The organism is Roseburia sp. AF42-8 (assembly GCF_003435965.1).
Classification (GTDB): domain Bacteria; phylum Bacillota; class Clostridia; order Lachnospirales; family Lachnospiraceae; genus Roseburia_C; species Roseburia_C amylophila.
Genome location: NZ_QTVB01000064.1, coordinates 1 through 8,581, shown reverse-complemented (window position 1 = coordinate 8,581; position 8,581 = coordinate 1). Strand labels below are relative to the sequence as shown.

8 protein-coding genes, 1 pseudogene and 1 other annotated feature are annotated in these 8,581 nt (G+C 40.1%); of the genes and pseudogenes, 1 reads left to right on the top strand and 8 read right to left on the bottom strand.

The annotated features are described in order from the left end of the window. Positions 1-172: 172 nt before the first annotated feature. Positions 173-513 (top strand) — a binding site (T-box leader). An 86-nt stretch (positions 514-599) separates the two neighbouring features. Then, complete coding sequence (tyrS, locus tag DW059_RS14335) at positions 600-1,826, top strand: tyrosine--tRNA ligase (RefSeq protein ID WP_117699246.1); 1,227 nt, start codon at positions 600-602, stop codon at positions 1,824-1,826. 106 nt (positions 1,827-1,932) lie between these two features. Here tyrS and DW059_RS14330 read toward each other — a convergent pair whose 3' ends face one another. The 8 genes and pseudogenes from DW059_RS14330 to DW059_RS14295 all read right to left on the bottom strand — a co-directional run bounded on the left by DW059_RS14330 (position 1,933) and on the right by DW059_RS14295 (position 8,253). Then, a complete protein-coding gene (locus tag DW059_RS14330; RefSeq protein WP_117699245.1) occupies positions 1,933-2,784 on the bottom strand; it encodes an Rpn family recombination-promoting nuclease/putative transposase in 852 nt (283 codons plus the stop codon). Between the two features lie 357 nt (positions 2,785-3,141). After that, on the bottom strand, positions 3,142-3,579 hold the full coding sequence (locus DW059_RS14325; protein WP_117699244.1) for a hypothetical protein: 438 nt from the start codon (positions 3,577-3,579) through the stop codon (positions 3,142-3,144). Positions 3,580-3,588: 9 nt separating this feature from the next. Further along, entirely contained in the window at positions 3,589-4,380 is a 792-nt protein-coding gene (locus DW059_RS14320) for a putative ABC transporter permease (RefSeq protein WP_158552133.1), read from the bottom strand. Continuing rightward, positions 4,374-4,844: a phosphohydrolase gene (locus DW059_RS14315; RefSeq protein ID WP_117699242.1), complete on the bottom strand. Its 471-nt coding sequence runs from the start codon at positions 4,842-4,844 to the stop codon at positions 4,374-4,376. Before DW059_RS14315 ends, DW059_RS14320 begins: the two co-directional genes overlap by 7 nt. A 128-nt stretch (positions 4,845-4,972) precedes the next feature. Continuing rightward, positions 4,973-5,221 (bottom strand): annotated as a pseudogene (locus DW059_RS14310) (Gfo/Idh/MocA family protein); the annotation flags it as partial. A gap of 218 nt (positions 5,222-5,439) precedes the next feature. After that, positions 5,440-6,666 (bottom strand): hypothetical protein, encoded by a 1,227-nt coding sequence (locus DW059_RS14305; RefSeq protein WP_117699241.1) that lies wholly within the window; start codon positions 6,664-6,666, stop codon positions 5,440-5,442. Then, positions 6,656-7,138, bottom strand: coding sequence for an RNA polymerase sigma factor (locus DW059_RS14300; protein ID WP_117699240.1), 483 nt, complete (start codon positions 7,136-7,138; stop codon positions 6,656-6,658). Before DW059_RS14300 ends, DW059_RS14305 begins: the two co-directional genes overlap by 11 nt. Positions 7,139-7,284: 146 nt before the next feature. Further along, positions 7,285-8,253, bottom strand: a complete 969-nt coding sequence (locus tag DW059_RS14295) for a PfkB family carbohydrate kinase (protein ID WP_117699239.1) — start codon at positions 8,251-8,253, stop codon at positions 7,285-7,287. Between the last annotated feature and the right edge of the window lie 328 nt (positions 8,254-8,581).

The following is an 8,581-nucleotide window of genomic DNA, read 5'->3' as shown; positions in this document are numbered from 1 at the left end:
TTCTTTTTTGTGTATTACTCCATTAATACAATTACACAATTAAAGTAATTTGTCAATTTACATTTCCTTAAGATTTGTTAAACAATAAATAACAAATTTTTAAATCCGGCTTTTAAAATCTTATGTTTGACAAATTTTAAGTTACCCCCTATAATGGGGATAATTAAGGCAGTTACAGGCTTTGATGGGAACAAGTAATAACAAAGGAAACCTACAGAGAGTCACCGGTTGCTGAGAGGTACAGGGGCAGCTTGTTATGAATACATCCCGGAGCTTCGCACCAAATATTCAACATTTGTCAAATTAGAAACATAGTTTGCAAGGGAATGGCTTATGCAAATTTGAATGAGTAGGCTGCGACGGATTAGCACACGTTATCGATGCGTAAGTTGCCAGGTATCCCTAAGGCACTGCAGATGGCAGTCCTGTCGGTGACGGACACTTACTGAGGCAGGTTATGCGAATAATCTGTGAAAAAAGGTGGTAACACGAGACTTCGCCCTCGTCCTTTCATAGGACGGGGGCTTTTTTATGTGGGAAACAGAATAAAAACATTTCCCAAAATTTTAAAAAATATATTTTCAGAAAGGATTTTTATTATGACTTTATATGATGAATTAGTTGCCCGTGGACTGATTGCCCAGGTAACCGATGAAGCTGAGATTAAAGAGCTCATCAACAATGGAAAAGCTACTTTTTATATTGGATTTGACCCAACTGCAGACAGCCTTCATGTCGGACATTTCATGGCACTTTGCTTAATGAAACGTCTCCAGATGGCTGGCAACAAGCCAATCGCCCTGATTGGTGGCGGAACTGGTATGGTCGGCGACCCATCCGGACGTAGTGATATGCGTCAGATGATGACACCGGAAACCATTCAGCACAACTGTGACTGCTTTAAGAAACAGATGAGCCGCTTTATTGATTTTTCCGATGATAAGGCTCTTATGGTAAATAACGCTGACTGGCTCATGGACTTAAATTACATCGAACTTCTTCGTGACGTCGGTGCTCATTTCTCCGTAAACCGTATGCTGACCGCAGAATGCTACAAACAGCGTATGGAAAAAGGCTTAAGCTTCTTAGAGTTTAACTACATGATTATGCAGAGCTACGACTTCTATACCTTATACCAGAAATATGGCTGTAATATGCAGTTTGGTGGCGATGACCAGTGGAGCAACATGTTAGGCGGAACCGAGCTGATTCGTCGTAAACTTGGAAAAGATGCTTACGCGATGACCATCAACCTTCTTCTGAATTCCGAAGGTAAGAAAATGGGTAAAACACAGTCCGGTGCTGTATGGCTTGACCCGAATAAGACTTCTCCATTTGACTTCTATCAGTACTGGAGAAATGTTTCCGATGCAGATGTATTAAAATGTCTGCGTATGTTAACCTTCCTGCCATTAGAGCAGATTGACGAAATGGATAAATGGGAAGGCAGCCAGTTGAACCAGGCAAAAGAAATCTTAGCTTACGAACTGACCAATCTGGTTCATGGCGAAGAGGAAGCCAAAAAAGCACAGGAGAGTGCAAGAGCATTATTCTCCGGCGGCAATCATGCAGATATGCCTGCTGCTGAAATTGCAGAGGCAGACCTTCGCGATGGCGTTATCGATATCATGGGACTTCTTGTTTCTGCCGGACTTTGTGCTTCCCGTTCCGAGGCACGTCGTGCCGTAGAGCAGGGTGGTGTTACTGTCAATGGTGAAAAAGTAACCGATATCAAGACCACCTATACTCCGGATGATATCAAAAATGCAGAAGAATTTGTTCTGAAACGCGGAAAGAAGAAATTCTGTAAAATTGTAATGAAATAATCTATAAAAATAAGCCAAAAGAGTTGTACCGATTTGCCCTGATGGACGTTCCGATACAACTCTTTTTTGTCCTATAACCCGCTATTTCTTTCTGAATCTTATCGCTTTATAAATCCAAAGTCTTTCCATACTTTTCTAATACCTGTTTTGCCTGCTCTTCCGTTATCTGTAATTCTTCCTGCAGCAATGCCAGGATTTCGGCATCTGATTTTCCAAATTTACGACCGAGCTTTATGATTTCTACTTCTTTTCCCTCCTGCAAGCCTTCTTTCAAACCTTGTTTCCGAATCCGCTCTTCTCTCTCAAAACTCTTCATATATGCAAGACCTACCTCTCCATCCCGCTTGACTGCCGTTACCATCCGATGTAACTTTTTCAAGTTTTCAGATGGAGCATTCTCTATGGATGAATGCTCCATGTAATGCAGTAGCTGTTTTAATTCCTCCGGCGGGTTTCCTTCCCTTCCCCTTGTATACAGGAATATCGTCTGTGCGCCATCCTCATATTCTAATTCCGGTACTTCGATACATCCATTTTTAATTGTATACACCATGCGATTCAGTCCAAAGGGGTCATAAGTTGTAATAAAGATTACGATGACATTCCGAAGACTCCCATAGGTATCCCCTGCTGTCAGATTTCCTGCGTCAATCTTCGCATGGTAAAACCGGACTCTTCGGGGCAGTGATACGATTTCTTCTTTTCCATCATTCTGGTCTGGTTCTATATCAAAGATTTCTCCGTTCTCTTCATCCAGATATACATCCAGCCGAATGCCGTGAGTCTCTGTATTCTCTCCACAGAAGAAGCGCTGCGGCACTACTGTAAGCTTTCCTATCTGCCGACGCAGAATGCATTCCAAAATGTACCTCGCCGACTGTTCCCCGTAAATTTTGTGACTGGTCAGGCTGTTTACCAGAAAGTCATCCACCAGATTCAGTTCTTCTAAAGTTTTCATGTTTCCTCCTTTTCCCATAGTGCAAGGAAAAGCAGGATGATATACTTGGCTTTTCGTAAGAACGAATTTTCATATCGTTCAAACTTATTTGTCAGGTACTGTTATCATAATCTCATTTCCGATTCTGAAATTCCACCTATCCAATGCACTATGCGTTTGTTAATTGTAATTAGAATTTAAAAGCATAGAATTCATTGAATTGATACCAGAAATTTAGATTGGCTTTCGCCACTCGAAAATCAGAATATATGCTTTGTGTTGATTGTAACAAATGCCCTTGAAGAAAACAAGTAAAATATTTATAAAATAAACTGCCTCTCCATCCCACTTTACTGCCATTACCATCCGGTGTAACTTTTATCCATTATTTTGGGGTTTATCAGACACTAAAACGATACTAACTATTGCAAGTATAATTAACACATGCAGTATAATATGATATAAATCCGGAACATATCTTCCAGAAATGTTTACTACCTGAATACAATCCTTAAAATATTTTATCTTATTTTCTACATTTCCCATAAATCCATTTCCAAAGATTGTATACCACTCGTGGCTTAAAAATTGTGTTATAAACCACATGGAAAGCCATATCAAATGAATATATTTACCGATTTTTCCTGCAAAAACAAATAACAAAAATGTAACTACAGGAATAACCATAAACATCCATTCATCCCTGAATGCTCCCTCTACCAAATATTTGCTGCCAATTTTAACTCCTGTCATAGCAAGAAAATACCAGATTAATAGTATAACATTTGCTATTATCGCATATTTCTTTTTATCCATTCTTTTCTTCTACCCCCGGAACCGGTCTTTTACTTTCTCTACATATTGAACGCACAGTTCTTTCCGTTCTTCTACAAAGCTGCTGCAGCGCTCCTTCTTCTCTTCCACAAAACTGCTGCAACGCTCCTTCTTCTCTTCGAAGTAAATTTTACAGTACTCCTTCTGCTCCCCTGCCATATAAAGGTAACATTCTTTCCGGTCCCGCATCTGCCGTGCCAGCTTTTCCATTCTTGCACGGACGGTTTCCATATGTACGGTCGTATAAACCACATCAACTACAAAAAGAATATATAGGAAAAGTACCACTCTGGTGAGCACCAGCTCCGGAATTGCTGCGGTAAGCTGCATGATTACCGGATGAACGAAGCGGAGCAGTATCACGTTTCCAATTCCAAATATGATGCAGCCATAAAGACAGATTCTCCCGTTCAGATTATATCTGTATCTGGTATAATCCCACCAGCGTTTGTGGAACATACGCTCCATCGCATAAGAAGTAATATACTCTACTACGCCGGAGGTAAACATGGCTGCCACAAAGATTGCCGGCACATTTCCAATCCAGCCGATGAGCCAGTAATTAAGCACTGCTCCCGCTCCATAAATCGGAATCCACGGACCTCTTAAGTAGCCACGGTTGATAAATTTATGATATTTTATCTGGGAGCAAATGGTAGATTCATAAAGCCATCCTGCTGCACTGTAAATCACAAACCAAAGGAAATAAATTCTGCCGGCTACCAGAAAATGCAGGAACACATTTCCGCATGTGCCCATAAATTCTCTTACCTGTACTAACATACTTCCTCCCTGCATCTGCGCTGTAAGGTCTCTCTGGTAGAACATTTCTTATCAATCCAGCAGACAATCCAGCTTTCCAAGTATTTCGGCGGCACCAGTGTCAGCGGAAACATATGCTTCTTGATAATGTCATGCTCTATCGGAGTTAATTCCACATCCATGCTGGCATTCCGCAGTGCTACACCCGGATGGAAAAATCCATGCAGATGATGCGGCGTCAGCTGGTTATGCCAGTCATATAAGAAATAATCGTGAAGCAATGCTCCCCGGATCAGCTGCTCCATTTCTACCTGAAGCTGATGTTCTTTTGCAAAAAGGTAACTTTCATATGCCACCTGAACGCAATGCTCGTATACCGTGGTGGTTCCATGCTGAATATGCTCCCTGGACTGCAAAATTCTGGTTTCTGCCTCAACCTGCTTTAATATATTCATGAAATAAGTATCTTTACTATAAGCTTCCATTTTCTTTAACTTCCTTACCTCTCATCTTATTCCATCTTAATCAATATCATGTGTCACGTCAATGCCCGGATTCTTACGATTTCCTTAACCTGTAACCATGAGTGTTTTTTATGAATGCCTAAAAGCTATAAAAACACCTTTTCACAGCTTATCATTGCCCGCTTTGGCTGCTTGGAATGCATGGAAAGCGCAACTGTTGCCATCTGGTCTGAATCATTTTTTAATAAGATGGTTGCCTGCTCGTCTGAACCAGTTGGTGATACCTTTCTCTGGCTCACGACCTCTTCCGGCTTTTTATCCATGAAGCTTCTTACAATAGAAAGTGCATATACGCCAATGTCAAGCATTGCCCCGCCTGCAAGATTCATATTAAAAAAACTTCATCTATGGAATCATAGACCTTTGCAATGCCATATTTTTCCGCAAATGCTACTGCTTTTTCATATTATCTCTTCCTTTTTTCTTAACTGATTTCTCACTTTTGCCATAATCTTATCATAAGAAAATGCATTTTATAAGAGGCTGCCACAGCCGGATTTTGGTAAAAAATCTATCCGGTGTAACAACCTCTTTTTATGTCATATCTTTACTAAATTTACTTTATCAAATCGACGCAGTCCGGTTTTATCTGATACAATGCTTCTGTAAGACTGCCGTCTTCATTGCGGAAAACAACGGAAATCCGAAGTGTGGAAACATCTTCTTTTCCATCGTTTCCTGTCATGGTAATTGCACTAACGCTAAATTCTTCATCCTCTGCAATCCAGTTGGAAACTTCGCCGCTTCCGCCATTTGCAACATAATCTTCTTTTTTTATATACTGTGTTCCGAAATCTACCCAGCCATTTTCGTCCGGCATAGCAGTAAATACCGGGTAATCTTTTACGATTTCAAAATAATCCGATAAATTATCTGCTGTAATGCCATCCACGAAATCTCTGACCTGCTGATTCATATAGCCTGCTGCAGCTTCACTTTCTGTTCCGGTGATTATGCTAACTTCTGCTCTGCCGGCAGTTCCTTCCGTATCTGCTGCCTCATCTCCTGTCGCAGCTCCTTCTTCAAGCTTCTTAATGTACTCCTCCGCTGCCGCCGGGTCTGCCTTAGTGGTATCTAATGGCAGGGCGAAAAGTGCAATTGTGCCAGCATAGTCTTCAACTTTACGGTAAAAGCCACTTTCATTGTCCATTCGAAATGCAGCCGTTTCGCTCCCGAAGCTGTCCACGATTCCCAACTGTACGCCACGGTCTGCAAATATTTCCAAATCATCGCATTCTATCAACTCATAAAGAACGCCGTCTTTACAGAACCAGGTAAGTGTCTCATCCATGGTTGCTGCATTGGCATCCAAAAAAGACACACCATTGATTAACGGTGCCACAAAGAAATTGCGGTCTTCCATATCCGTTCCGTCACTTTTTGCAATGGCAATGGCTGCATAGGTATGTGATTTGCTGACATTTTCCCGAGTTTCCTGTGGTACACAAAGCTCTAATTTTTCTCCGGACACCAGTCCTAATAAGGTAATATCATAGCCATTGCTCTGCTGCGTCTCATTGACGCTTACCGCATCCTCTCCGGCAAATGCCCGGCTCAATGCTCCATTGTCCGCTACTTCATCCGCAATCTGTGACGGACTTAGGAAATGATACGCTGCATAGGCACTGCTGCCACCTAACAACAATATGGTGCAGGCACTTGCTGCGATTAATTTACGTGTTGGATGAAATTTTCTATTATGATTCATATTGACCTCCAAAGAAATATGTCCGGAGGCATGCAAAGAAGAAAAAGCCTGTTTATATCTTTCTTTATCTGTCATTTTCCCATTCCTCCTTTAATACATTTCTGAGCAGTCTGCGACCACGCGTCAACCTGACCTTCACGTTGCTTTCTGTCACATTCATAATCTTTGCGATTTCCCGGATGGTGTAATCCTCATAATAAAATAAATGTATGACGATTCGATACTTCTCTGGAAGCTTCATGACTTCTGTAAACAGTGTCTGGGCTTCTGGTGTCTCAAATGTCAGTGTCTCCATATATTCTTCTAACGGCACACCCTTCTGCCGCCAGAAAGAAAGATTGATATTCTTTGCTTTATTGATTGCCACCCGAATGAGCCATGCTCTGATATGCTGCTCATTTTCAAATTGTCTGTTGGTTGTATGATATTGAAGAAAAGTATCCTGCACCACATCATCAGCATCTGCTGCATTTTTACAGATATTGAATGCCGCTGCAAATAAATGGTCTTTGTACTTTTCCACCAATACCTCAGTTGCTATTCTCATGAGTGATCCCTCATATTTCTTTTCTGTTTAAAAGGCCTTTCACTATATATACAAGTGAGGATGGGAAAAGGTTACAAAAAAAGAGCTGACCGACCCAACCTCTGACTGTGCCACAGCTCTTTTTATTGTCTAAATCTTTTTATAAATTATAACATATTCCTTTGAAGCAGTTCTTCTATTTCACTCTTTTTTGGTATTGCACGGATAACACCTTTTCTGGTTGTCACTATAGCTGCCGCTGCATTTGCCAGCTTTAAAAGTTCCTCCAACTGCTTTTCTGTCAAATTATTAAAATCATGTTCCAGAAGATAATTCAGCACACTTCCCATAAACGTATCTCCTGCACCTGTTGTCTCGATTGTCTTTACAGAAAATCCACTACATTCCACACGCATTCCCTTATAATAAGCGCGGCTTCCTTCTTTTCCCATTGTTAAGAGAATGAGTGGTATCTGATATTTTTCCTGAAGGCATCTGATTCCCTCATCATAATCTTCTTTTCCAGTAACAAACTGAATCTCATTATCAGAGATTTTCAATATATCACATTGACTAAATCCATAATTCATCTGTTCTTTGGCTAATTCTAATGAACTCCACAAAGGTTCCCTTAAATTTGGATCAAATGAAATGAGTGCTCCACTCTCCTTTGCCGCTTTAACCGCTTTCTTTGTTGCAGCTCTTACACTATCCTGTGTCATAGATAACGTTCCAAAATGGAAAATTTTTGCCTGGGAAATAAATGTTGTATTAATTTCATCTTCTGTCAGCATCATATCAGCACCCGGATTACGATAAAAAGAGAACTTACGGTCACCATCCGGAAATGTATGTACAAATGCAAGTGTTGTATTTACAGTACTGTCTGTAAAAAGATTGGAGGTATCAATTCCAATATCATTTAACGTATTTCGAAGCAATTTTCCAAACTGGTCTTTTCCAACTTTGCCAATAAATGCTGTTTTCTTTCCCATTTCATTTAACATTGCCAGAACATTACATGGCGCTCCACCAGGACATGCTTCAAACAAATCATTCCCCTGTTCACTCTGTCCATTCATCGTAAAATCAATTAATAATTCTCCCAATGCAATAACATCAAAGCTCTTTTTCATATTACGATTCCTCCTATATTTCTTCCTTTTGTTTTTATAGAAATGAAACCAGTTCTTTTCCGAACTGGTTTATCACTTCCTTTTCTTCTATATCATCATACCATGAAATGAAATTCATTTTTTCACGGTTCAATTCCATACACTTCTACATTTTCCAGCACAACACTTCCTTCTACTGCCTGAAAATATATTTTATTTTGTTCATTTCCCGCAAATACATTCAATAGAATGATTATTTTGATAATTATCAGTAAATAATTCTAAGGAACTTTGATCAGATAAAATATGAACATCTAATACATCTTTTTCTTTTAAAAAGAGTATACTG